General features: G+C 53.2%; 21 protein-coding genes. 20 read left to right on the top strand and 1 reads right to left on the bottom strand.

The genetic code is table 11. The features are described 5' to 3' along the window. Positions 1–47: 47 nt before the first annotated feature. The 3 genes from AC2YIT_RS25885 to AC2YIT_RS25895 are packed head-to-tail and all read left to right on the top strand — an operon-like array spanning position 48 to position 2,744. Positions 48–1,484: an MBOAT family O-acyltransferase gene (locus AC2YIT_RS25885; RefSeq protein ID WP_487281128.1), complete on the top strand. Its 1,437-nt coding sequence runs from the start codon at positions 48–50 to the stop codon at positions 1,482–1,484. A gap of 2 nt (positions 1,485–1,486) precedes the next feature. After that, positions 1,487–2,434 (top strand): hypothetical protein, encoded by a 948-nt coding sequence (locus AC2YIT_RS25890; protein ID WP_487281129.1) that lies wholly within the window; start codon positions 1,487–1,489, stop codon positions 2,432–2,434. Between the two features lie 10 nt (positions 2,435–2,444). After that, complete coding sequence (locus tag AC2YIT_RS25895) at positions 2,445–2,744, top strand: P-loop NTPase family protein (RefSeq protein WP_430846636.1); 300 nt, start codon at positions 2,445–2,447, stop codon at positions 2,742–2,744. 166 nt (positions 2,745–2,910) lie between these two features. Here AC2YIT_RS25895 and AC2YIT_RS25900 read toward each other — a convergent pair whose 3' ends face one another. Next, complete coding sequence (locus AC2YIT_RS25900; protein ID WP_487281130.1) at positions 2,911–3,615, bottom strand: FadR/GntR family transcriptional regulator; 705 nt, start codon at positions 3,613–3,615, stop codon at positions 2,911–2,913. A gap of 187 nt (positions 3,616–3,802) precedes the next feature. On the opposite strand from AC2YIT_RS25900, the gene AC2YIT_RS25905 reads away from it, so the two are divergent. From AC2YIT_RS25905 to AC2YIT_RS25985, 17 genes are all read left to right on the top strand, one after another. Continuing rightward, on the top strand, positions 3,803–7,006 hold the full coding sequence (locus tag AC2YIT_RS25905) for a SusC/RagA family TonB-linked outer membrane protein (protein WP_487281131.1): 3,204 nt from the start codon (positions 3,803–3,805) through the stop codon (positions 7,004–7,006). Between the two features lie 19 nt (positions 7,007–7,025). Beyond that, entirely contained in the window at positions 7,026–8,507 is a 1,482-nt protein-coding gene (locus AC2YIT_RS25910) for a RagB/SusD family nutrient uptake outer membrane protein (RefSeq protein WP_487281132.1), read from the top strand. Positions 8,508–8,539: 32 nt separating this feature from the next. After that, positions 8,540–9,658, top strand: a complete 1,119-nt coding sequence (locus AC2YIT_RS25915; RefSeq protein ID WP_487281133.1) for a sialidase family protein — start codon at positions 8,540–8,542, stop codon at positions 9,656–9,658. An 8-nt stretch (positions 9,659–9,666) separates the two neighbouring features. Then, positions 9,667–10,473, top strand: coding sequence for an SGNH/GDSL hydrolase family protein (locus AC2YIT_RS25920; RefSeq protein ID WP_487281134.1), 807 nt, complete (start codon positions 9,667–9,669; stop codon positions 10,471–10,473). Next, entirely contained in the window at positions 10,421–11,389 is a 969-nt protein-coding gene (locus tag AC2YIT_RS25925) for a succinylglutamate desuccinylase/aspartoacylase family protein (RefSeq protein ID WP_487281135.1), read from the top strand. Before AC2YIT_RS25920 ends, AC2YIT_RS25925 begins: the two co-directional genes overlap by 53 nt. Beyond that, a complete protein-coding gene (locus AC2YIT_RS25930) occupies positions 11,382–12,197 on the top strand; it encodes an SDR family NAD(P)-dependent oxidoreductase (protein ID WP_430846649.1) in 816 nt (271 codons plus the stop codon). Before AC2YIT_RS25925 ends, AC2YIT_RS25930 begins: the two co-directional genes overlap by 8 nt. Then, positions 12,194–13,285, top strand: coding sequence for a threonine synthase (locus tag AC2YIT_RS25935; protein ID WP_487281136.1), 1,092 nt, complete (start codon positions 12,194–12,196; stop codon positions 13,283–13,285). Before AC2YIT_RS25930 ends, AC2YIT_RS25935 begins: the two co-directional genes overlap by 4 nt. Then, positions 13,278–14,177, top strand: a complete 900-nt coding sequence (locus AC2YIT_RS25940) for a dihydrodipicolinate synthase family protein (protein WP_430846653.1) — start codon at positions 13,278–13,280, stop codon at positions 14,175–14,177. The genes AC2YIT_RS25935 and AC2YIT_RS25940 overlap by 8 nt, the downstream gene beginning before the upstream one ends. A 48-nt stretch (positions 14,178–14,225) precedes the next feature. Beyond that, positions 14,226–15,491 carry an MFS transporter gene (locus AC2YIT_RS25945; RefSeq protein ID WP_487281137.1) on the top strand — a complete coding sequence of 422 codons (1,266 nt, stop codon included), beginning with the start codon at positions 14,226–14,228 and terminating at the stop codon, positions 15,489–15,491. Next, entirely contained in the window at positions 15,488–16,132 is a 645-nt protein-coding gene (locus tag AC2YIT_RS25950; RefSeq protein ID WP_487281138.1) for an RraA family protein, read from the top strand. The genes AC2YIT_RS25945 and AC2YIT_RS25950 overlap by 4 nt, the downstream gene beginning before the upstream one ends. After that, on the top strand, positions 16,129–16,509 hold the full coding sequence (locus tag AC2YIT_RS25955; RefSeq protein ID WP_353718308.1) for a RidA family protein: 381 nt from the start codon (positions 16,129–16,131) through the stop codon (positions 16,507–16,509). Before AC2YIT_RS25950 ends, AC2YIT_RS25955 begins: the two co-directional genes overlap by 4 nt. A 6-nt stretch (positions 16,510–16,515) precedes the next feature. Further along, positions 16,516–18,030, top strand: a complete 1,515-nt coding sequence (locus AC2YIT_RS25960; RefSeq protein WP_487281139.1) for a M81 family metallopeptidase — start codon at positions 16,516–16,518, stop codon at positions 18,028–18,030. A gap of 6 nt (positions 18,031–18,036) precedes the next feature. After that, positions 18,037–18,867, top strand: a complete 831-nt coding sequence (locus AC2YIT_RS25965) for an SMP-30/gluconolactonase/LRE family protein (RefSeq protein ID WP_487281140.1) — start codon at positions 18,037–18,039, stop codon at positions 18,865–18,867. Positions 18,868–18,880: 13 nt separating this feature from the next. Continuing rightward, positions 18,881–19,936 carry a hypothetical protein gene (locus AC2YIT_RS25970; protein WP_487281141.1) on the top strand — a complete coding sequence of 352 codons (1,056 nt, stop codon included), beginning with the start codon at positions 18,881–18,883 and terminating at the stop codon, positions 19,934–19,936. Between the two features lie 30 nt (positions 19,937–19,966). Continuing rightward, positions 19,967–20,902: an aldo/keto reductase gene (locus AC2YIT_RS25975; protein WP_487281142.1), complete on the top strand. Its 936-nt coding sequence runs from the start codon at positions 19,967–19,969 to the stop codon at positions 20,900–20,902. A 4-nt stretch (positions 20,903–20,906) separates the two neighbouring features. Further along, positions 20,907–21,701 carry an SDR family NAD(P)-dependent oxidoreductase gene (locus AC2YIT_RS25980; RefSeq protein ID WP_487281143.1) on the top strand — a complete coding sequence of 265 codons (795 nt, stop codon included), beginning with the start codon at positions 20,907–20,909 and terminating at the stop codon, positions 21,699–21,701. A gap of 331 nt (positions 21,702–22,032) precedes the next feature. After that, positions 22,033–24,183 (top strand): acetylxylan esterase, encoded by a 2,151-nt coding sequence (locus AC2YIT_RS25985; protein WP_487281144.1) that lies wholly within the window; start codon positions 22,033–22,035, stop codon positions 24,181–24,183. Positions 24,184–24,274: the final 91 nt, after the last annotated feature.

Genomic DNA, 24,274 nt, shown 5'->3' on the forward strand with positions numbered 1-24,274 from the left:
TATACCACGCTATTGTTCCGACGGAACAGTTGAAATGATTGACCGATATGTTATTCAATTCAATCGAATTTGCTGTATTTCTTCCCGGTGTTTTCACACTGTATTGGCTCTTGCCCAGTAATACGGTGAAATATCAAAATATCCTGGTGCTTATCGCCAGCTATTTTTTTTATGGTTGCTGGGACTGGCGTTTTTTGGGGTTGCTGGGTTTTTCCACGCTACTCGATTTTTACAGCGGACTTCGCATTCATAATTCACAATCGCCAGGAGCCCGTAAGCTTTGGCTGGTTGCCAGTGTAACGATCAACCTGGGTTTTTTAGCCTATTTTAAATACTTCGGTTTCTTCGTCGAATCCTTCGCCGAATTGCTTTCTTCCAATGGGTTGCAAGCTTATTCAAGTGCTCTTAGGATAGTATTGCCCATCGGAATTTCGTTCTACACATTCCATGGCCTGTCTTATGTGTTTGATATTTACAACAGGAAAGTAACCCCTACGACCGACTTCGTCGATTATGCACTTTTCGTGAGTTTTTTTCCGCTGCTGGTGGCCGGGCCGATCGAGCGGGCGACGCACCTTCTACCACAAATAGAACGAACACGTACTTTTGAATACGCCAACGCTGTGGATGGACTTCGGCAGATGCTATGGGGTTTTTTCAAAAAAGTCGTGATCGCTGATGGTTGTGCCGCTTACGCAACTCCGATTTTCAGCGATCCGGGAAATTATAGCGGAAGCACACTGGTACTTGGAGCGGTGTTTTTTGCACTCCAGATCTATGGGGATTTCTCCGGCTATTCCGACATCGCCCTCGGAACAGCCAGGCTGTTTGGTTTTGAGCTGTTGAAAAACTTCAATTTTCCCTACTTTTCGAGAGACATCGCCGAGTTCTGGCGCCGCTGGCACATATCGTTATCGTCGTGGTTCAAAGACTATCTTTATTACCCGCTTGGTGGAAGCCGGTTCGGAAAGTTCAAAACAATCCGTAACACGATAATCATTTTTACAGTTAGTGGCTTTTGGCATGGCGCAAACTGGACGTTTATAGCCTGGGGTGCATACCATGGCTTACTATTCCTGCCGCTTCTGATATTCGATCAGAATCGTAAAAATATAGGACCGGTCGCGGCGGGGCGATTTTTGCCTTCCTTGCTAGAAGCATTTCAAATGGCATTTACTTTTGTGCTGGTGACCATTGGCTGGATACTTTTCAGGGCCGAAAATATTGCCAAGGCCGGAGCGTACCTGAAAGGTATTGCCACCACGTCTCTTTTCTCGATACCGCTTCATAGCGGCTACCACACGTTGATGATCCTCATCGCTTTGATGTTCGGTATTGAATGGGTTGAACGTAGCAGCAACCATCCGTTCGAAAAATTGCATTCGCGATATCCGGCGATCCGCTGGGGCACGTACCTTTTTCTGTTGATGCTTTGTCTGGCCAATTATAAACAGGACCAGGAATTCATTTATTTTCAGTTTTGACAATGAAGCGGTTTGTCGCACACTCCACCATTTTTGCCGGCATGGCTTTTCTGTTGCTGGCCGCAGTACTTTTTATTCCCAATCCCGCCGTAAAGCACAATATGCTCGGCGCGTTGCTCGACAAACATGAAATGCTGCGTAAAACCGGTAGAACGGGGCCGAGAATCGTCGTTATTGGAGGGTCTAACGTTGCCTACGGACTGGATAGCAAGTGTGTGCAGCAGGCCTTGCATATTCCTGTCGTGAACGCCGGCCTGCACGCAGGGCTGGGAATGAAATTCTATCTCACCGACGTCAAACCCTATATCCGGGAAGGAGATATCGTATTGGTGATTCCTGAATACAGTCAATATTACACCGATTCCTTTTATGGGAGTATGGAGTTGGTTTCGGTACTTTTCGATGTGTATCGCGACGGCATGAAGCAAATCGATGCCAAACAATGGTGGTATCTGATGCGCTTTATTCCGTTTTATGCAGCGTCAAAACTGAAAATTTTGAAGGAGCCAGGCGCAACAGAACCAGTTGGCGTGTATGACCGAAAAGCATTTAACGGCTTTGGTGATGCGTATGTACACTGGACCAGGCCCGGTATAAAGTTCAAAGCTGCGCAAAAAGCTAAGGAGGAGGATCGTGTGAATCCGGAATCTATGCGTTTTTTGGTTGATTTTCAAGAGTTTGTTGAAGCTAAGAATGCCACAATACTGCTTTTACCGCCTGCTTATCAATCCACCTCATTCGTTAACCAAAAACCAATGATTGACAGAATATATCGGTCGATCAAAGAATACAATCTACCGATCATAGCAATTCCAGAGCGCTATGAGCTGCCGGATTCCTTGTTTTTTGATACGAGCTATCATCTGATCCAGCCCGGAATCGAGCGCCGGAGCAAACTGATAGTCGAAGACCTGGCGCATTACATTATCGGGTCAGGACATCAACTGTGAGCGGCCTTCGGTGCTCCGGAGGGTAGGAGCATTTGTAGAAATGCCGACACTTTATCCGCATCTGACAGGAGAGGAGAATCCGGAAATTGCCAGACTCGCGCGCCAGCGGCTGGGGGGCGCACTCGCTTTGCTGGGCGACCCCGATTCGTTGATCCTGGATGAGCCTACCAACGTGCTGGACCCGGAGAAAATCAAGATTAAGAATACGTTGGTGATGTGGCTTCCGCTGTTCGCGCCATTATTCGTGGTGCTTGTCGCTTTCGTAACGGCCTATGCGGATGGTGACCGGTTTTTATGGGCCGGGAGTTAATCCCTGGGGCAATTTCTCGGGACACGTTCTGGTAAGATGGGCTTTGTTCGTTTATCTCATCTACGTTCCGCTCCGATTAGAGCTGTACGCAGCTGTCGAACATCAGAATCACACTTTTGACTACCGTTCTAGGCTGCATGGACATCCCAGCTTTATCGGGAATCATCTATAACACTCCCCCGCTTTTAAGCGTCGTCGTAAAATAAGGCGTCAGATGGACGTACATCGCATTGCGGAATTGCGCGGCGGTGCCGTTTTTCAGGACATCGAGGAGATCGGCGTGAGAAACCGGATTGGGCAAATCCGCATGAATCCCCTTATCTAAATATTCCCTGAATACATGGTCGAAGACCGGGAACAGCAGCGTTTGAAATCGCCTGAACGTATCATTGCCGGTCATTTCGTACAGTTTGCCATGAAACTCGATCTCGTCTTCCCGTGAGAGCGATTTGAGCCCTTTCTGTTTGTTCACAATGGCTTCGAGCTCTTCGAGGTCCTTATCGGTTTTGCGGGCGAACAAGAATTCGGCGATACCCATTTCAAGGATCAGCCGCAGCTCGAAAAGGTCTTTCTGGTTGTCATGACTCAGGATCGACGGGCTCATTACCTTCTCGATACCCGCGAAAAGGTCGGGTTGCGCCATGATCATCCCGCGCCGTGTGCGGCTTTCGATCAGGCCCAGCATCCTTAGCCGGCTTAGCGCTTCGCGGACCACATTCCGGCTTACATTCAGTTTTTGTGCGATCTCGGTTTCATTGGGCAGCGAATCACCCGGTTTGAAACCATTGTCCATCAGATATTCCCTCAGAATGTTTTCTACCCTGTCGGTCATCGACAGGCTCTCCATGGGGCCTAGTGCGCTCGCTTTCATTGATCTCAATTTCCTTTTGGTCGCAAAGGTAAGTTAAAGATGGCTACATAGGCAACTTTTATAATATTTTCAGACAAACACTTTTATATTAAAATCCTATAATTACATTTGTAGGACAAATAAACAACCAATCATTCTTTCGTATTTCTGACAATTCCCGATATAAACCTTTATGATTTGAAATTTTATGCGTTACATTAAAAGCAAAACGATCAAAACACTGATGATTCTCGCGGGACTGTGGTCTGCGGTTTCGGCGGTGTATGCGCAAGATCTGGTAGTTTCCGGGCAGGTGAAGTCCGGGCAGGACAATCAGCCGTTGCCGTTTGTGACTGTCGTGGTAAAGGGCAGCCAGCAGGGAGTGAATACGGACGCCGATGGGAAATTCAGGATCAGCGTAGGCAAGGAGAGCATTTTGATCTTTAGTTTCGTAGGCTATCGTACGCATGAAGAAAGGGTCGGAAGCAGGACCGAGCTCAACGTGGTTCTCGAACCCGACCAGAACAACCTGAACGAAGTGGTAGTAGTGGGTTACGGGAAGCAGGAACGCGAAAGTATTACCTCCTCCATCTCCAAGCTCGACAGCAAGGTTCTTGAAAATATCCCCTTCGCCAACGCGGCTTCGGCCCTTCAGGGGTCTATCGCAGGCCTGCGGGTGCAAAGTACATCGGGTTTGCCTGGTAATGCGCCCCGCATTATCCTGCGGGGAGGGACGTCGATCAATAACCCGGATGGCTCGGCTCCGCTTTTTATTATCGACGGCGTGATCCGTTCCAATATGAATGACATCAGCTCTGAGGAAATCGAGTCGATGCAGGTGTTGAAGGATGCGGCCGCTACGGCCATTTACGGGGCCAGGGCCTCCAATGGGGTAGTGATTATCACGACGCGGTCGGGCAAGGCAGGCAAGGTGCGGGTTTCGTATCAGTACGATGCGACGATGTCCAGCCTTGCCAAAGGATATGACCTGCTTTCTGCGCGGGACTGGCTTTATTTTCAGCGGATGGGCACGGTAGCTTCTTCGGTTAAGAACCCTGCCAACCTTAACAAATTAACATTGCCCAACAGCTCCGGCACGGGGAATGATCTCACCAATAATACGGCCTACACAACCCAATATCTGACACCCGCCAACGAGTACAAGCTCAAAGAAGGATGGGAAAGCATGCCCGATCCGGTCGATCCGAGCAAAACGCTGCTGTTCAAAGGTGCCGACTACCAGGATCTCCTTTTCAGGACCGCATTATCACAAAATCACCATATTTCGGTGAGCGGTGGGACGGAAAAGGCTACTTATAGCGCCGGACTCGGTTATATGGATGCCGAGGGGATCGCTATTACTACCAAATACCGGAGGCTGAATTTTGACCTGAATGGTGATCTGACCGTGAGCAACAAGCTCCGGTTTTACAGCCGGTTGATGTTTTCCAGTTCGGGCAATAACCAGGGTATTTCCGATAATGCGCTGTTCGAACGCTCCATCGGCCTGGCCCCGACGGCCAAATATGCCTACGAAGACGGGACACTGGCCCCCGGAACCGGCCAGAGTATCGGGAACCCGGTGTATCACCTCAATAAAATCAAGGCGAAGAATAACCGTGATAACCTGACGCTGGCGATCGGCTCGCATTGGGATATTTTGCCAGGACTCTCTTTCGATCCCCAACTGTCGCTGTTCAAGTCTACGGTAGAGGCACGGTCGTTCCAGGAAGCATTTTATAACGGGCCGGGTTTGTACGTGGATACACGTAACGCGACGGGCTCTTTCGATAAAACCGAGCAGTACCAGGCCGATGGCGTGCTGACCTACGCCAAAACGCTGGCAGGCAAGCATAATCTGGAAGTGAAGGCAGGTATTTCTTATTTCAATCGCATCATTAGCGGGCTGAGCGCGACAGGTAGAAAAGCGGCGTCCGATCTGGTACCTACCCTCAATGCATCGGCGGAGCCCGTAGCGGTTGGCGGATCGGAGAGCAGCCAGGTATTGATCGGCTATTTTTCGAGGATCAACTATGATTTCGACCAGAAATATCTCGTATCGCTCAGCGCGCGCTATGATGGGGCCTCCAACCTGGGGCGCAATAACCAATGGGGCGTTTTCCCGGGCGTGTCTGTCGGCTGGAACGTACATCGGGAGGAGTTCTGGAAGGTGCTGCCGGAAAATCTCCTGCGCGTGAAATTGCGGGCAAGCTACGGCGTGAATGGGAACATCAGCGGCTTGGGCGACTTCACCGCGCAGGGGAATTACAGCGTCGGTAACCAGTATTCGACCAATGCGGCCGTACTCAATACGACCATCTCCAATGCGGACCTGAAATGGGAACGTTCGAAGACATTTGATATAGGGGCCGACGTCGGTTTGTTCGGAAACAGGATCAGCTTGCTCTTTGATTATTACCGCAGGGTCACCGATAATCTGCTGACCTCGCTAAGCCTTCCCATGTCGACCGGCTTTTCGAGCGTACTCACCAATTTGGGGAGCCTGGAAAACAAAGGGGTAGAGCTCGAATTGAGCGCGCGCGTGCTCCCGTCCAGCAGCGCGGTCAACTGGAATGTTTCCTTCAATGCGGCGCAGACCAGGCATAAGATCCTCAGCCTGCCTTACAACGGCATTGAAAACAACCGTATCGGCGGGGTGTACGTCTGGAACCCGGCTATGAATGGCTATGCCTGGATGGGCGGCCTGCAAGAGGGCGGCCGGATCGGCGACATGTATACTTATAAACAATTGAGTATCTACGCCACCGACGAGGAAGCTGCCGCCGGCCCCGTTGACAACCTGGTAACAGGTGCCAACAAGACCAAATATGGCGGAGATGTGAACTGGCTGGATGCGGATCAGAACAAGGTGATCGATGAAAAGGACAGGGTGTATGTCGGTAATCCCTATCCGGTTTGGACGGGTGGTTTTACCAATTCATTGGAATACAAAGGGATCAGCCTGCTGCTGCGGATGGATTACACGACCGGTCACACGATCCAGAATTATCCGAGAGCACAGATGATCGGCCAGTTCCAGGGGGAAATCGGGCTGCTTTCGGATGTGAAAAGATCGTGGCAGAAACCCGGCGACATTACCGACATTCCCAGGTTTTACTGGGCCGATCAGCAGGTGCAGAACAACCTGTATCGTGGAGGCATCGGCGGAGGGAACTCGATGTACTATGAAAAGGGTGATTACCTGGCTGTGCGGGAGCTAACCCTGGCATACAGCATACCCAAATCCATCTTAAACAGAGCCAAAATCAACGGTTTGCGGCTTAATATCACGGCGAACAACCTGCATTACTTCACCAGCTACAAGGGGTTGAACCCCGAGGAAGGCGGGGTGGACCGGGGAAGATACCCGATACCCCGCTCTATTATCCTGGGTTTGAATATTTCATTGTAAAACCATCATGACGATTCAGATGAAGACAAAATATAAAATCCTGACTTGCCTGGCACTGTTATGTGCCGGGGTGAACCAGTCCTGCACCGATAACCTCGACGTTGCGCCTGTGAGTGTGATCACGGAGGCCTCGTACTGGAAATCGGAAAACGACGCGAACGGCGCTTTGAATGGCCTTTATGTGCTTTTGCGAAGACAGGCATCGGAGAACCTGTACCTGTGGGGCGAAGGACGCAGCGAAGTGATGGGCTTGGGCGTGCAGGGTTCCGGCGGCCGCGAGCGGTATCATGACAACAGCCTGGATGTGACCACCGCCGGTCCCAACTGGCTGGGGATGTATTACATTGTCCACCAGACCAACCTGATCCTGACATATGTGCCGCAAATTACCTTTACTTCCGAGGCGACCAAAAACAATATCCTCGCCCAGGCGTACACCATGCGGGCATTTACGTATTTCACCATGGCCAAAACCTGGGGAGATTTGCCGTTGGTAACCGAGCCGACCGAGGGTTACGACCCGGCCTCCATCCAGAAGCCCCGCACACCGGTGAAAGAGATTTTTTCTTTTATCAAGGAGGATATCATGAAGGCCGCCCAGCTTTTTGGTGAATCCAATGCCCTGGCGCAGGGGCGGCAGTTCTGGTCGAAACCAGCCTTGAATGCGCTGAAAGCAGATGTATTCCTCTGGACGGCCAAGAGGCTCGGCGGGGGCGATGCTGATTTTAATACAGCGCTGGCAGCCATTACCGAGGCTGAGAAAGCAGATATAAGCCTCCTGCCCAAATTCGAAGATGTTTTTGATTATACTAACAAAGGCAACAAGGAAATTCTGATGGCAGTCCGTTTCAAGGATATCGAAGTGACCGACAACCATTATAGCCTCATGTACTTCCCGCAGGCGTTTTTACCGTCCGATCTGGACGCCGCGACCAAAGCGGCGATCGGTCTGCCGGCCGGCCAGAACTACTGGGCACCGTCCGCGACGATCCGGAGCCAATTTACGGAAGACGACAGCCGGAAGAATGCCTCTTTTATCGAAGTATACACATCGGCGTCGGGTACACAGAAATTTGTCGGGTCGCTGGCCGTGAAGTTCAATGGTTTTGTCAACTCCGGCGTCCGGCTGTTCCTGGACGACGTGATCCTGTACCGGTACGCCGACCTGCTGTTGATGAAGGCGGAAGCAAAGAATGCATTGGGCCAGGATCCCTCCGCGGAAATCAACAAGGTACGGGAACGGGCCTATGGAGCCGCCTACAAGCAACATGTTTTCGTAAGCGGCACCAGGGATGCCAACGACGAAGCCATTCTCCGGGAGCGCCTTTTCGAATTGGTTTTTGAAGGAAAAAGATGGTGGGACCTGGTGCGTTTTGGCAAGGCATTCGAAAAAATACCCTCATTGAAAGACCGTGCCGGTAAGGATTATCTGCTGCTTTTCCCGATTTCAGAGGCTACATTAAGCCTCGAACCGCAGGTCAAGCAAAACCCCGGCTATTAATCAGATCATTGCTGACTTAAACTCTTAACCTCATGAAACAATTAATTCTTACTGCTTTTATCTTCCTGGTAGTCACATCGGGCATTTGCACGCACGCCCAAAAGCCGTCGGGCGGGGAGCCGCAGCTTGCATTGCAGCTCAACCCCGGCCCGGATAACCCAAGAAACAGTGAAGGGGATTTTATCACACTTAAAAACGGCGATATCCTTTTTATATACAGCCGTTACACCGGCAGTTCCACCAGCGACCATGCGCCTGCCTACCTGGCCGGAAGGCTCTCCCGTGACGGTGGTAAGACGTGGACTTCTACCGACAGGCTGATCGTCGAGCGGGAAGGCGATATGAATGTGATGTCGGTATCGCTGCTTCGGTTGAAGAATGGGAAAATTGCTCTGTTTTACCTGAAAAAGAACTCGGAGACGGACTGTATTCCACAGATAAGGACTTCATCCGACGAAGGCAAGACGTGGAGCGCGCCCGTGCCCTGCATTACCGACAAAAAAGGGTATTTTGTGTTGAACAACAGCCGGGTGATCCAATTGTCCGATGGCCGGCTGATGATGGCGGTCGCACTGCATCGCGCTATCGACGGCAAATGGCAGAATCAGGCCACGCTGTACAGCTATTATTCCGATGACCAGGGTGCGAGCTGGAAATCGTCTTCGGCAGTACCTAATAATTCGCAGATTATTACGCAGGAGCCCGGACTGATCGAATTGAAGGACGGCCGGATTATGATGTTCATTCGCGCGAGCGGCGGTGTGCAGCAGTTGTCCTATTCATCCAATAAAGGAGCCAGCTGGTCGCATATAGCGCCTAGCAACATTGCTTCGCCGCTATCACCAGCTTCTATCAAAAGAATTCCCGGCACATCGGATCTGCTGCTGGTATGGAATAACAACGATGGCAGCCAGCCCCAAACGAAAGATAAGCGCACGCCGCTGACGGTAGCTATTTCCAAAGACGATGGTAAGACCTGGATCAACACCCGGAATATCGAAGCCGACCCGGATGGCTGGTACTGTTATATCGCGATCCATTTTACCAAAAATGACGTACTGCTGGGCTATTGTGCCGGAAGTCAGGCGAAAAAGACGCATCTGTCGGTGACGAACGTGAAGCGTTTTTCGCAAAAATGGTTGTACCAGTAAGCGACCGTATGAGAGAGCATCATGATCGTTCGCGTCGATTTTTTCTCCTGCGTGCGCTGGCAGGCGCATTGGCGGGCCTGTTGCCCACCTGGACGACCGCGCATGTATATACGGGCAGGAAAGCAGCCTCGGCAGAAGAGGATTTGAAAAAGATCGCGGCTTTGCTGAATGGCAAAACGCGTGGTGTCTGGGTCTTTACCGGGGACAGCATTACCCAGGGAGCCAAGCATACCCACGGGCATCGGAGCTATCCTGAAATTTTCGCGGAGCGCCTCCGCTGGGAACTGGCGCGGGTAGGCGACATCGTCGTCAATACCGGCATGAGCGGGCACACGACCCGGCAGGTGCTGAATGATATGGAATGGCGTGTGGGGCAATTCAGGCCCGGGGTGGTCTCGGTCATGCTGGGAACCAACGACTGCGCGCGCAACCAGGTGCCCCTGGCGGATTTTGAGGCTAATCTGCTATCAATCGTAGCGCAGGTTCGTGCGATGAATGCCGTGCCGATCCTCCATACGCCCAATCCGATCATTGCCGGAAAGGCCCCGGAGCGCGTGTCACTCCCTGAATACGTGGCAGTGATCCGAAAAGTGGCCGGGCGGGAAAATACCATTCTGGTGGATCATGATGCCGCGTGGAATGCCGGGATAGCAAGCCGGTCGGCCGAGGCAATCCATCGTGAATGGCTGAACGATCCGTTGCATCCCAATCAGACCGGGCATCAGCAGCTGGCCGCAGTCCTTTTTAAAACGCTGAACATTTTTGACCCAGCCCAACCTACCTGCGGGGCAGCCTATTATGAAGGAGCGCATTGAAAACGAACTAATCACCATTATCGCCGCGAAGCAGCCGGGCTCCGCCGTGCTGATTTCTGCCGGCGTGCATGGCGACGAATACGAGCCCATGGTTGCGGCAGCTGAGCTTGCGGCGGTTTTGCCGGGAATGCTGACGCACGGCCAGGTCACGGTGGTCACGGTCGTAAATCCCGACGCCTATCGGCATGGGACACGGCAGGGCAGCGATGGCCTGGATCTGGCCCGGATTTGCCCGGGTAGCCTCAGCGGGTCGGCCTCCGAAGCCTATGCCGCCCGAATCAGCTTGTTGATAGAGCAGGCCGATTACTACGTGGATATGCACACCGGCGGGTTAACCTACGAAATCCAACCGTTGGCTGGGTATATGCTGCATCCCGACGAAGGCATTCTGGATATGCAGCGGCAAATGGCCCGCTGTTTTGATGTGCCGGTGGTGTGGGGTACCGACTGCCGGCCGCAGGGGCGGACTTTATCGGTCGCAAGAGACGCAAATGTTCCGGCTGTTTACCTGGAATTCGGCGGCGGGACCGGGTTCCGCCGACCAGTGGTCGATACCTATGTGGCTGGGGTGATAAATCTGCTCAGGTTTCTGAGGATGGTTGATGGAGAGGTAAGCCGGTTGCCCGAACCTTATTGGCTGGAAGATCATCGTCCCGACAGCGGTTATCTTCAGGGGAAAATGCCTTCGCCTGCAGATGGTATTCTGATGACCGAGGTTGCATTGGGAGAGATAGTACGCGCAGGCCAATGTTTCGGGCGCATTTTTGATCCGTTGTCCGGTGCCAGCCATTCGGTGTATACCGACGTTGAGGGAATTGTCTTTCTCAAAAGAGCTATCGTGAAAGTGAAGTCCGGCGATGCGCTGGGGGGCATTTTGCCCATTATTAAAACCGGAAAATATACGATTTATGAATAGGGACCAGGTGGTATTGATTACCGGCGCTACCGGAGGGATCGGTCGGGCCGCCGCCACGGCATTTGCCTCGGCGGGTTGCAGGCTGGTGTTAACCGACATAGAACCGTCGCAATTGGCGGCACTGGAAGACGAGTTGAAAGGTGACCACAATAAGCAAATCATATCGTTGCCCGGCGATTTGAGCGAAACCAGTTTCTGGAAGGAGCTTATAGACAATGCTTTTGCAAAATGGGGCACGGTCGATGTGCTGGTCAATAATGCAGCCTGGCGGACGATCGAAACCATGCGGACAATCCCGGTTGACACCTGGGAGAAAACCCTGCGCATTTGCCTGACCGCGCCGGCGTTTCTTTCGCAAGCGGTGGCAATGCGAATGGAAGCATTGCGGCGCCCGGCTGTGATTGTGAACGTATCGAGTATGATGGCCGATCGGCCCGCCGGCACGTCCCCGGCCTACATTGCCGCGAAGGGCGGGCTCGACAGCCTGACCGCCGAGCTGGCCGTGACTTATGGGCGCGGCGGGATCAGGGTGGTAGGCGTGAGCCCGGGATACGTCGAGACTGCATTGAGCCGAGATTACCGCGATGCCCGTGGAGATGATGTAAGCGCCCGGCTGATCGACGCGGTAAATGATAATGTGCCCTTGGGAAGAGGGGCGAACCCTGAGGAAATCGCGGCTGCAATATGCTGGCTGGCCTCGGAGGGAGCCTCTTACGTCACCGGAACGACATTGGTCGTCGACGGTGGTTTTAAACCCAATTTCAGCGGGTATAGTGTAAAAAGAAATCAATTCCCTGATCAATTTTGAAAAACATCTGGAGACATTCCTCCCTATTGCCGCAGGTGACGGCAGAAAGCCGGGTTTTGCTCGGTGAAGCCGAGACCCCATTGGTACGTTCGCAGAGTATCGGGGCCGCTCTGGGTTTGGATACATTGTATTTCAAACTGGAAAACCTTAACCCGACAGGCTCGTATAAGGACCGGTTTGCGGCCGTGCTGGTTTCGGAAATGAATATGCGCGGACAAAAAGTGTGCATTGCTACTTCGAGCGGCAACACCGGGGCGGCGCTGAGCGCCTATTGCGCGGCCGCCGGTATCCGTTGTGTGATCGTAGCAGTGGACGGGGCGCCGGTGCAGAAAGTGCGGCAAATGCAGCTTTATGGGGCGGAAGTGGTCATGGTGAAAGACTTTGGCAAAGATCCGCAGACTACCACCTTCGTTTTCGACCAGCTGGAAGCGCTTTGCCATTTGCATAACCTACCTCTGCCGATTAGCGCCTACCGGTATTGTCCGTCCGCTATGAGGGGTGTCGAAACAATCGCAGCGGAAATAGCTGAGGTACTGCCGACTGGTGTGCAAGTTTTTGTGCCGGCCGGTGGCGGGGGGCTTACGCTGGCGGTATGCCGTGGCGCGGAGCAATCCGGTGCAGATTTCACGGTGCATTGCGTGCAGCCAGAAGGAAACAATACGATTGTGGGCGCGCTGCGGAATGGCGAAGCTGCGGCAGTCCCGGTGAATGCGTCCACAACTGCCGTCAGCGGCTTGCAGGTAGCCAGCGTGATCGACGGTGATGCGGTTATCGGGCATTGCCGGCGGTCGGGCGGCAACGGGTACAGCGTTAGCGACGAGCAGGTGTTTGCCTGGCAACGGGCATTGGCCCAAAGAGAGGGTGTTTTCTGTGAGCCTGCCGGGGCGGTAGCGTTGGCAGGGCTGGAAAATGCCCTCAGACAAAACGAACTGGATAAAAGCCGCCCGGTAGTGTGCCTGGTAACCGGCAGCGGCTTTAAGGATATGAATGCGGTAGATCAGCGTTTTCAACTCCCTCCGACGGACCTAATGCCGTCACATCAATGGATAAAAATAATTCAAACTCTTTTTAATCAAGATTATGCGTGAGCAAAGTTCTATTTTCCAGGGCCTGTGGCCTGCGCTTTTTACACCGGTAAACCCGGACGGAAGCCTTAATCCGAAGGAGCTCGAAAAGCTCATCGAACTGTTGATCGCCCAAAAGGTGGATGGGCTGTACCTGCTGGGCTCGACAGGCCAGGGTTTCCTTTTTTCAGAAGAAGAGCGTAAGCAGATTACCCGGCTGACGCTGGAAATAGCCGGAAAACGTATTCCGGTGATGGTACAGGTGGGTGCCCTCAATACCGAGGAATCTATACGCCTGGCAAGGCATGCCGCCGACCACGGTGCCGACGGCATTTCGGCTGTCGGTCCGATCTATTACGGCGCCTCGGCCGACATGGCCTTCGAGCATTACCGGCGCATCGCGCAAGCTACCGACGTCCCTTTCTTTCCCTATCAGATCGGCAATGCGGCCAATATGCAGGTGATCGACCGGCTGCTGACCTTGCCACAGGTACACGGTATGAAATTGACAACCGACAAGATGTTGGAAATCAGTACGATCAAAAACAGGGCAGGGGAGCAATGGAAACTGTTCAGCGGGGCCGATGAGCTGATGTGCCAGGCCGCGCTTTGCGGTACTGTGGGAGCCATCGGTACAAGTTACAACCTGTTTGGCCCGACTTGCAAATACATCAGGGAATCGTTCCTGGCCGGAGAAACGATGCATGCCATGGAGTATATGCTTACTTTCCAGAAGTTTATCGAGACGATTATCCCGGTTATCTGGTCCTTTTTCAATCGTGCGATGTATTTACGCTACAATATCGTCATTGGTGAACCCAAGCCGCCATTGCTGGCGAAGCCCCTTCCATGGACCGACGATCAAATCATGGCCATGATGGAGGAAATAGAGAATTTCTATACGCCCGTCAGTTAGTCGAGCGCTGGCCTCGATTTTACCAACAACATCCCAAACCCACGGTTTATGAAGATTGCAAAACCCTTTCCGGAAGACAAGCCGGCTTTGTATGCCTGGCTGGTGGTCGGTATGCTATGTCTGGTGGGTTGTCTCAACTACCTGGACAGGATGATGATTACCACCATGCGGAGCTCCATTGTGGCGGCGATTCCGATGTCGGAGACGCAGTTCGGGCTGCTTACCTCCGTTTTCCTCTGGGTATACGGGCTGTTAAGCCCCGTGGCGGGTTTCCTGGCCGACCGTTTCAGCCGCAGCAGAGTGATCATTGTCAGCCTGCTGGTGTGGTCACTCGTGACCTGGCTTACCTCGCAGGCGGTCACCTTCGAGCAACTGCTGGCGACCAGGGCATTGATGGGCATCAGCGAGGCATGCTACATTCCGGCTGCATTGGCCCTGATCATGGATTATCACCCTGAAAAGACCAAATCGCTGGCCACGGGTATCCATATGGGCGGCGTGATGTTCGGGCAAAGCCTGGGTTTTATCGGCGGATGGCTCGCTGAAAACCATTCCTGGAATTTCGCATTCAAGGTCTTCGGTGGTTTCGGCATCGTTTACGCGATGTTGCTGGCACTTACCCTGCGTGATCCTCAAATAGCCATTCAAAAACCGGAGAGCAGCGAGGATAGGCCCATGGGTTTTGCGGGAGCGATCGGCAGGTTGCTCAGAACGCAGTCCTACCTTTTGGCGATCCTGTACTGGGGGTTGATCAGTATCGTCGGCTGGGTGGTGGTAGCATGGTTACCGACGTATTTTAAGGAGCATTTTGCCTTGTCGCAGAGCATGGCCGGGTTGTATTCGACGGGGTATTTTCACACCGCATCGCTCACGGGCGTATTGCTGGGCGGTTTTCTGGCCGATCGGTGGAGCAGGCAAAATCCCCGCGCGCGGGTACTGGTCCCCCTGTACGGCTTGCTGATCGGCGCGCCGGCTATCTTTCTGGCGAGTAATACGGCCGTACTGTCTGTGGCCATCGGCTGTTTCATGTTGTATGCCCTCACACGCACATTTACGGATGCGAACATGATGCCCATCCTGAGCATGATCGTCGATGCGCGCTACCGGGCAACGGCATATGGCATTCTCAATATGTTCAGTTGCATTGTCGGCGGGCTGGGAATCTATGCGGGAGGGGTGCTTCGCGACGCGGACGTGCCGCTTTCTGCCATGTTCAGGGTCGCGGCAGCAATGATGCTGGTATGCGTGGTGGTTTTAAGATATATCAGGACAGAGCCTGTTGAGAATCAGGTATTAAATCAAATTGAAAAATGAATATTGAAGAATTAAAAGACAAACTATACGTGGCCGTGCTAGCGGACGTACTCGATCAGCTGGGGTTTACCCACCAGGCCACCCGAACCTCTTTTTTCGCCTATACCGGTATCAACAAGCTGATGGGCCGCTGCAAGACGACGCTCTGGGCGGATATGTACCACCAGGATCCCAATCCTTATGAGCTCGAATTGAAGGCAGTGGATTTATGCCAGCCGGGCGATGTGCTCATCTGTGCGGCAGGCGGTTCCAACCGGTCGGGTATCTGGGGCGAGCTGCTCTCTACCGCTGCAAGTAATGCCGGTTGTGTGGGCGTAGTGGTGCACGGTTCGGTGCGCGATATCGACAAAATGACGGCTATGGGATTTCCCGTATTTGCAACCGGTAAAAACCCCTATGACAGCCAGAATCGCCAGAAAGTGATTGACCTGGATGTGGTCGTAGAGATCGACGGGGTGAAATTTGTGCCCGGCGACCTGGTTATGGCCGACCAGGACGGGATTGTGGTAGTACCGCAGCAGGTAGAAGCACAGGTGCTGGCAGCGGCGCTCGAAAAGGTTTCCGCTGAGAACGTTACGCGCGACGCGATCAGGAATGGAATGAAGGCTATGGAGGCATATCAGAAATTTGGTGTATTATGAAAACAAAGCACGTTGTTACCGGGCCTGTCCCGCAGAGCCATTTACCTTTTTCGCCGGGAATCGTGTCGGGGGAATATCTTTTCGTGTCCGGACAGGCGAGCGTCGACGATCAGGGCCAGATCGTCAACGATACATTTGAGGGCGAATGTCGCCGGTCGTTCGATAACCTGAAAAGGATTGTCGAGGCCGCGGGCGCAACACTTGACGATGCGGTACAGGTGAGAAATTACGTCGGCCGGCAGCAGGATCTGGCCAGTTTCAATGCCATTTATCGGGAGTATTTCCGGGAGCCGTTTCCGGCACGCACCACGCTGATAGGATGTCTGGGCGACCTGCTCAAATTCGAAGTCGACGCCGTCATCCATTTAGGTAAATAACCGGTTATGATTGAACCAGCACCTCAGAAACCTGATTTTCAGCAAGCGCCCCGGCGCGTGGGATTATTGGGGATTTATCATGAGACCAACACGTTTATCGAGTCTGCCACGACGCTGGCCGATTTCCGGGACGGATACTGGCTGGAATCGGACCGGATCAGAGACGAATACCAGGGCGCCAATCATGAGATCAGCGGATTGATCGAGGTGATAGACAGCGCTCCGGATATGGAACTGGTGCCTATATTTTACGCTATGGCTACGCCGGGAGGACTGATCACCAGGGACTGCTACGAACAATTGCTAGACCGTATGATGCAGCTACTGGACGAGTCGGGCCCGTTGGATGCCTGCCTGGTCGCGCCGCATGGCGCCGGTGTGGCCGAGGGATACCCGGATATGGACGGGCATTGGCTGTCGTTGCTGAGACAGAAACTGGGAGCCAAGGTGCCGGTCATCGGTACGCTGGACCCTCACGCCAATGTCAGCCAGGCGATGGTCGATGCGACTGATGGCCTGATAGCCTATGCAACCAACCCGCACGTCGATCAGAAACAGACCGGCGTGGCGGCAGCCTGGCTGCTGGTCAGGACGCTGCGTGGGGAGATTTCGCCCATACAGTCGTTGGTGAAACCGCCCGTGGCCATTAGCATCGAGCAGCAGTTTACTTCCCATCAGCCCTGTCTCGGGCTTTATACATTTGCGCAGGAGTTGAAACAGCTTCACGGGTTGGTATCGGTGAGCGTATTGCTCGGCTTTCCTTATGCGGATGTGTACGAAATGGGATCGGGGTTCATTGTGATCGCGGATCACAGCCAGTCACCGGTTGCGGCCAGCCAGGCAACGGAAGCGGCATCGAAGCTTTCGGATTTTTTAATGGACCACAAACAGGCATTCAACGGGAAGAAATCGGGCATAGAGACTGTACTGAAAGGTTTCAATGATCATCCGCGACCGATACTACTGCTGGATATGGGCGATAATATCGGGGGCGGAGCGCCGGGCGACAGTACTTTGATCCTCGAACATCTAGAAGCAGGCGGCTTTTCTGGCTTTTTTATCTGCTTGTATGATCCAGAAAGCGTAGCCCAATGCAGGAGAGTGGATGCCGGGGTGGTTACCTCTCTTTCTTTGGGAGGGAAAAAAGGTTTTCAAACCGACGTTGAGGTAATTGCATTATACGACGGTCACTTTACGGAGGATACTCCGCGGCATGGCGGGTTTGTCCATTACGACATGGGCCCTACGGCGGTGGTCCGTACGCTGAGCGGCAATACGGTGATGCTTACAACGAAGCGTACTCCACCGTATAGTCTGCAGCAGCTCACCGCTTTCGGCCTGGATCCACATGGTTTCCGGGGAATTGTCGCCAAGGGAGTCAATGCGCCTATTGCAGCATACGGGGAGGTTTGCCCATCTATTATCCAGGTCGACACGCCCGGAGTGACCCAAGCCGATATGACCCTTTTTGAATACAAAAACCGAAAGGTGCCTCTGTTTCCCTTTGAAGAACATGTCTGACAGTTTATGGACCTGCAAAGCACCACGGTAAAACTACTGGACCTGCCTTTCTATACGGAGGGGCCCTGCGTCGATGAAGTAGGGGATTTATTCTTTACCACATTGAGCGGCGGACAGCTGCTGCGGATGCAGCGAGGTGAAGCGCCCGTAAAATGGGCCGAGGCCCGGTGCCCGAATGGTCAGCTTATCACCGCCGGGGGCATTCATTTGGTCTGCGACAGTATGCAGAGGGCCATCGTTCAATTCGATCATACAGGCGGTCGCACCGGCGAGCTGCTCCACGGGCAATGCGCCGGGCACGCTGTACAGTGCCCGAACGACCTGATCGAAGATCGCCACGGCAACGTGTTTTTTACCGATTCGGTACGCGAAAGCGGAAGGGTTTTCAAAGTAGGAAAGGACGGGTCGCAGCAATGCATTGCCGGCGGCCTGGACTATCCGAATGGACTTGCGTTGTCGCCCGACCAATCGCTGCTTTACGTCGCGGAAAGTTATCAGAACAGGATACTAGCCATATCGTTAAGCGAGGAGGCAGTCTGTCCGGTATCTGTTTGGGCCACGCTGCCCGGGCATCGCTCCGGCAGGCCGGTGGATAATTTACCCGATGGATTGGCAACTGACGCGGAAGGGCGTGTTTGGGTGGCCCATTATGGCATGGGGGCTATTCAGGTATTTTCGCCTGAGGGATTGTTACTCGCCAGCTTGGAAACTGCATTACCCCTTAGCAGTAACCTGTGTTTTATTTCCGACCAGCCGCACCGTAAATCGGTTTTGATTACCGGTGGGTACGCAGAGCCCGGACCTGGCGCTGTGCTGATGATGACTGTCGATATGTGATATGAAAGTTTTTATGAAATATTTCTCAATTATAGTGATGATGATGGTAGTTGAAGCGGCTATTGCGCAAACCGGATTGAAATGGAATGCTTTGCCCGATTTGCCTGACAAGCGCGGGTTTGCGGGTATGTATGCGGGTGTAAGCCACGGCGCGCTGCTCTGCCTGGGCGGCGCAAATTTTCCCGACGGTTATCCCTGGGAGGGAGGCATCAAGAAATGGTATGACGGGATTTTTTTGCTCCAAGAAGTTGGTAGCTGGAAAAAGCTGCCGCAAAAAATGGAAACCGCTGCCGGCTATGGCGTTTCGGTTTCCTACCAGGAACGGGTAATTCTGATTGGCGGCAGCAATACACACGAACATTTAAGCCGGGTGATCGGCTATGAATGGGATGGCGCTGCACTGGTGCAGCATCAATATCCTTCGCTGCCTTTCCCCCTGGCCAATATGTCCGGTGCGGTGCTTGGCGACCTGCTGATCGTGGTGGGGGGAAATGTTTCGCCCACAGGTCCGGGATTGAATAAATGCCTGGTGCTGGATTTGAAACAAGTCGAAACCGGCTGGGCTGAATGGGAAGCATGGCCCGGCCCCGGACGCATTTTCCCGGTTTGCGCGACATTCGACGGCGACTTTTATATGTTCAGCGGAGAGACGACCGCGATCAATTCCAGAGGAAATTCATACAGGCTGATTCATCAGGACGGCTACCGGCTGAACATTCAGCATTCGGGCGGACAGCGAACTGCGCATTGGGAAAAACTTGCGGCAATGCCGAGGGGTATGTCTGCTGGCGGTTCGGTGCTTCCGGTGTTAAAGGGCGACCGTTTTTTGTTCTGGGGCGGGGTCGATGCCGTGACGGCCCAACACAAGACGCCATCCTCGCATCCGGGGATTACCAACGACGTGCTTTACTATTTCCCCCATACCGACTCCTGGGAGTTTGCGGGCCGGCAGCAGCGTATCCCGGCCCGCGTGACGCTGCCGGTGGTGCAGTGGCAGAACCAGTGGTTTTACATTAGCGGCGAGATCAAACCCGGTATCAGGACGCCCGCTGTTATTGGAGTTTATTAAAATATATTGACCTTCGGCAATAGCTGATCCATGAAAACAATCGCATTTAAAGGATATCGTTTTTCCCAGCTTACCTTGGGGACCGTTCAACTGGGTATGCCTTACGGAATATCCAATTCACAAGGCATGCCCGACGACCGGGAAGCACTGGATATGCTGCGTATGGCAGCGGATGCAGGGATTACCACCTTCGATACGGCACGGCAATATGGTGCCTCCGAGGCAGTATTAGGCCGTTTTTTGGCAGGTCATACCGGAGCTGACCTGAATATGGTTTCCAAGTTTAAGATCGCCCCGCAAGATGCCGGTGCATTGGAGCGGGCCTGGAAATCGGTAGAGGGCAGTGTCAGAACTTCCATTGAGTGCCTGGGTATCAGCAAGCTCCCCGTCTGTCTGCTGCACAAGGGAGAAGAGCCGATGGATGCGGTGGCCGGGATATTGCCGGTGATCATTTCACGGCTCAGGGAGCAGGGGTTGATCGATATAGGCGGGGTGTCGGTGTACGAGCCGGCGGATGTCGCCTTTTGCCTGGCGGAGCCGCTCGTCGAGGCGGTGCAGGTGCCGGTGAATATCTTCGATCAGCGGCTGGTCGTTTCGGGCGCATTGCAGCGTCTTGCACAGGCGCAGAAACTCGTTTTCGCCCGCAGTGTGTTCCTGCAAGGATTGTTTTTTATGGACCCCGGACAAATCACTGGCAACCTTGTCCCAGCCGTCCCATTTTTGAAGCAGCTTCACACATTTGCGAACGAATACCCGGCCGATATCGCCGGTCTGGCCTTTTCTTATGTCAGGGATCTGCCGGGGATCGATAGCATTGTGGTAGGAGCGGCTACTTCGACGCAACTGAAAGAAAATGTGAAATTGCTTGGTGCTCCCGAGATCCCGGCGTCGCTTCGGGACGAATTTATGAAAGTATTTACAGCTGTCCCCGACGAAATCCTTACGCCGGGAAGATGGAGAATTTAATCAGATGATGAACGATTTATTCAATTTGACGGGCAAAGTTGCGATCGTTACCGGAGGAGCCGGCTTTTTTGGTACACCCATATCCATAGCCCTGGCGGAAGCGGGCGCTCAGGTAGTTATTGCCTCGCGTAACGTGAGCACCTGCGGGGATTTAGCATCCGGGTTGTCGGCCAGGGGGCTCCTGGCAACAGCCATGCCGCTAGACCTGGAAGATGAAGCTTCGATCCGCACACTTGTGGAAACAGTCATGAACATGTTCGGACGTATAGATATCCTCGTCAATAATGCTGTTTCGCGGCAGGGTTTTCAGAACCTGGAAGAAATAGAGGTTACAGGCTGGGAAGCGGCGCAGCGCGTCAACGCTACCGGCCTTGTGCTCATGACCCGGGCGGTTATCGAACCCATGAAGGCGGCGGGTAAGGGAAGCATTATCAATATCGGATCGATCCAGGGAGCGGTAGGGCCGCATTTTCCGGTTTATGGACAGACGGGTATGACAAGTCCGGTCAACTATACGTACGATAAATGGGGAATGGTAGGTTTCACCAAATGGCTGGCTAATTTTTATGGCCGCTATAACATCCGGGCCAATTGCATTAGTCCGGGTGGATACGGGCCCGGGGTCGCGCAGCTGGAAGGGAAGGAGGAGTTCGTTGAAAACTATAAGAGACTCACGCCGTTGGGACGGTTCGCCGATGACGCGGATATCAAAGGACCCATCGTGTTTATGGCCTCGGACGCATCCGCATTCATCACCGGGCATAACCTGCTGGTCGATGGCGGCTGGACGAGTTGGTAGCTTCTCTGGGGGCTTCTATCGCATTACTACGATCGTATTTCGAATCAATTCTTTTGTACCGTTTTCAAATTCGATCCCAAACCGTACGGATAAGCACAGGGAGACACTTGGTCTCCCTTGTACAAGGCTGCTTAGGCACGTGCAAGAGAGACGTCGTTGCCTGGCCATAACCGGCCAGCGGCTACGAGAGTTAAATTCTGTCAAGTAGAAGTTTTTCAACCACGGTCTTTTAGCGAATGTAACTGCTTGTTCCGTAGCCCGTATCGAGCGTTACAGGAAGCCAGAACAGAATGCTGACTGTTGAATTTCTCGCCTAAACCTGCATCATAAAATGAAATACAATACCTGGATCGTCGCTGCCTGCTGTTTTTTAGGATTATCTGATAACCTTTTTGCCCAAGAGGACCTTTCAGTATATGGTTACTGGAAATACCATCAACCCGCGGCGGATCAGCTCTTTTACAAATCGCTCAGTGAAAGGGCATTTTCGCAGTTGGGCAAACGTGAGGCTACTGTTTCATCCCTGACCACCAAAGAGCAATGGCAGAAACGGCAAGCGGATGTCCGCGCAAAGCTCGCGAGGGCTGTCTGGCCTTTTCCTGCAAAAACACCCTTGAACCCGGTCATTACGGGAACATTGAAGAAGGAGGGCTTTTCGGTTGAAAAGCTGTACTTCGAATCCCGTCCCGGCTACCACGTGACAGCCGCCATGTTCCTGCCTGATAAAAGGCAGGAAAAGGCACCAGCGATTATTTTTTGCAGCGGACATAGCGAGAACGGCTTCCGCAGCGAAGCCTATCAACGTTTGATCCTGAACTACGTCAAGAAGGGTTTCATCGTATTGGCCTTTGATCCGATCGGGCAGGGAGAACGCATACAGTACCAGCCCGACGAGCTGAAAGGAGGTGCAACGGCCGAGCATTCCTATGCGGGCGTGCAATCATTTATTTCCGGAATTCCACCAGCCAATTACTTTATCTGGGACGGCATTCGTTCCGTGGATTATTTACTGACCAGGAAGGAAGTCGACCCGGCGCGTATAGGCATAGCCGGCCGCTCGGGAGGGGGAACACAAAGCGCCTACATCGCGGCAATGGATGACCGGATCGTGGCAGCGGCTCCCGAATGCTATATTACCACCTTTGATAAACTGATCCGCTCCAACGGCCCGCAGGACGCCGAGCAAAACCTGATGTTCGGGCTGGAAGAGGGGATCGATATGGCCGACTTCCTGGAAGTGCGCGCTCCTAAACCCGCATTGATCGTGGCCACTACCCGGGATATATTTGCGATTCAGGGTGCCAGGGATACTTATAATGAGGCCAAAAGGGCGTACAAGGTTTTCGGGAAACCCGAACAGATCCAGATGACGGAAGATGACGCCGGACATGCTTCTACGGTCAAAAACAGGGAGGCTTCCTATGCCTTTTTTCAAAAATACCTTGACAACCCCGGCAGCCCTGTCGATCAGGAGGTACAAATGCTGACGGACGAAGAGCTGCATGTAACGCCCGGCGGACGAGTAATCACCGCTTTGAAGGGTGAAAGTATGTTCTCATTGAATGAAAAACGTGCCAAAGCGCTTGCGGCAAAGAGGAACGCGGTAAATCCGGCTGCGAATCTTTCCGAAGCGCTACGGAAGAAAATTATTTCGGTTTCCGGATTTACAAAGCCGGCAGGCAAAATAGACGTCATTTTCTCAGGCAGGCTGCACCGCCCCGATTATGCCATCGAAAAATACCTGGTGAAAGGCAGTAATGGTTACCATCTGCCGATACTTTGGCTGAAACCCGCCAAAAGCATGGGTACGACCGTCCTGCTTCTGGATGACCAGGGCAAGGCAAACGCAGCACAGCAAGACAAGCTGGCCGACCGGCTGGCGCGCCAGGGTTATGAAGTGGTTGTCCCCGACCTGAGCGGCATCGGCGAACTCGGAAGCGGGTTCATTAACGGTGGCGATTCGGTCATTGAGGGTGTTCCGCTGAACTTGTGGTTTTTTGGCATGTTAACGCACAAAAGTCTGGTGGCAACCCGTGCTGAAGAGATTATGGTCCTCACAGAATTTATCAGGAAAAACGGAACCGCAGGGACTGTTCTGACAGGCGTCGCCGCGGGAACGCTCACATCCGATTTGCTGCACGCGGCTGCCATTCACAATCCATTCGGCAAACTGGTGCTGATCCAGCCGCTGGTATCGTATCAATCCATTGCCGAGGAAAGGCTTTACAAACCTGGCTTCGCATTATCGGCCGTGCCCGGAGCATTGGCCGAATATGATCTCCCCGATCTGGTGGAAACACTTGCTGCGAAGAACTTGCTAATGATTAATCCGGTTACTGCGGCGGGAAAGGAAATGAATCAGCAGCAGGCCGACTCCATTTACCAGCGGTCGTTGAAGCAAAAGCAGGGCGTTGGGTTAAATGTCCGGTGCGGATTGTCCTATGAAGAATTACTGAACTCTGCCCTTTCGTGGCTCAGATAGGTGCGTTTTTACACTGTCCAGGCTGACTTCCGCCGAAGCTGTTCTCTGGTTTCGGGCGGTCCGGAGCAGGGTTTTTACAGTTTCGAAAAAT

It is taken from the genome of Dyadobacter sp. SRI_021 (assembly GCF_057586235.1).

Excerpts from the sequence above, each read along its gene's own strand:
- AC2YIT_RS25885 (WP_487281128.1), top strand. The coding sequence starts at position 48 with ATGTTATTCAATTCAATCGAATTTGCTGTATTTCTTCCCGGTGTTTTC.
- AC2YIT_RS25890 (WP_487281129.1), top strand. The coding sequence starts at position 1,487 with ATGAAGCGGTTTGTCGCACACTCCACCATTTTTGCCGGCATGGCTTTT.
- AC2YIT_RS25900 (WP_487281130.1), bottom strand. The coding sequence starts at position 3,615 with ATGAAAGCGAGCGCACTAGGCCCCATGGAGAGCCTGTCGATGACCGAC.
- AC2YIT_RS25905 (WP_487281131.1), top strand. The coding sequence starts at position 3,803 with ATGCGTTACATTAAAAGCAAAACGATCAAAACACTGATGATTCTCGCG.
- AC2YIT_RS25910 (WP_487281132.1), top strand. The coding sequence starts at position 7,026 with ATGAAGACAAAATATAAAATCCTGACTTGCCTGGCACTGTTATGTGCC.
- AC2YIT_RS25915 (WP_487281133.1), top strand. The coding sequence starts at position 8,540 with ATGAAACAATTAATTCTTACTGCTTTTATCTTCCTGGTAGTCACATCG.
- AC2YIT_RS25920 (WP_487281134.1), top strand. The coding sequence starts at position 9,667 with ATGAGAGAGCATCATGATCGTTCGCGTCGATTTTTTCTCCTGCGTGCG.
- AC2YIT_RS25930 (WP_430846649.1), top strand. The coding sequence starts at position 11,382 with ATGAATAGGGACCAGGTGGTATTGATTACCGGCGCTACCGGAGGGATC.
- AC2YIT_RS25940 (WP_430846653.1), top strand. The coding sequence starts at position 13,278 with ATGCGTGAGCAAAGTTCTATTTTCCAGGGCCTGTGGCCTGCGCTTTTT.
- AC2YIT_RS25945 (WP_487281137.1), top strand. The coding sequence starts at position 14,226 with ATGAAGATTGCAAAACCCTTTCCGGAAGACAAGCCGGCTTTGTATGCC.
- AC2YIT_RS25950 (WP_487281138.1), top strand. The coding sequence starts at position 15,488 with ATGAATATTGAAGAATTAAAAGACAAACTATACGTGGCCGTGCTAGCG.
- AC2YIT_RS25955 (WP_353718308.1), top strand. The coding sequence starts at position 16,129 with ATGAAAACAAAGCACGTTGTTACCGGGCCTGTCCCGCAGAGCCATTTA.
- AC2YIT_RS25960 (WP_487281139.1), top strand. The coding sequence starts at position 16,516 with ATGATTGAACCAGCACCTCAGAAACCTGATTTTCAGCAAGCGCCCCGG.
- AC2YIT_RS25965 (WP_487281140.1), top strand. The coding sequence starts at position 18,037 with ATGGACCTGCAAAGCACCACGGTAAAACTACTGGACCTGCCTTTCTAT.
- AC2YIT_RS25970 (WP_487281141.1), top strand. The coding sequence starts at position 18,881 with ATGAAATATTTCTCAATTATAGTGATGATGATGGTAGTTGAAGCGGCT.
- AC2YIT_RS25975 (WP_487281142.1), top strand. The coding sequence starts at position 19,967 with ATGAAAACAATCGCATTTAAAGGATATCGTTTTTCCCAGCTTACCTTG.
- AC2YIT_RS25980 (WP_487281143.1), top strand. The coding sequence starts at position 20,907 with ATGATGAACGATTTATTCAATTTGACGGGCAAAGTTGCGATCGTTACC.
- AC2YIT_RS25985 (WP_487281144.1), top strand. The coding sequence starts at position 22,033 with ATGAAATACAATACCTGGATCGTCGCTGCCTGCTGTTTTTTAGGATTA.